At 50.9% G+C, this 293-nt stretch carries 1 protein-coding gene; it reads left to right on the forward strand.

The window, feature by feature from the left end:
* Positions 1–17: 17 nt before the first annotated feature.
* Positions 18–293: IS110 family transposase (locus ACO0LC_RS29280; protein ID WP_423009799.1), on the forward strand; the 276-nt coding region annotated here is incomplete at its 3' end.

Raw genomic sequence — 293 nt, forward strand, 5'->3', positions numbered from 1 at the left:
TATTCATTGGTGTTGATGTGGCGAAATCTGAGGTCGTTATCGCCTGCTCGGAAAGCAGTTTCCCGGTGCGTGCTGTTGCTAATGAATTGGCTGCTTTAAAGAAATTCCTGAAACAACTGCCGCCTGGATCGTCTATTGCGATGGAAGCAACCGGCGCCTATCACCGGGTGCTGGCTGACCTGGCTTTTCAGATGGGCTTGCATGTTTATGTGCTCAACCCTAAAGATACCCGTCATTATGCAAAAGGAGTGGGGGCGCGTGCCAAGACTGACAACGTCGATGCCATGCTCATT

The organism is Undibacterium sp. JH2W (assembly GCF_049340425.1).
In the GTDB taxonomy this organism is placed as follows: Bacteria; Pseudomonadota; Gammaproteobacteria; order Burkholderiales; family Burkholderiaceae_D; genus Undibacterium.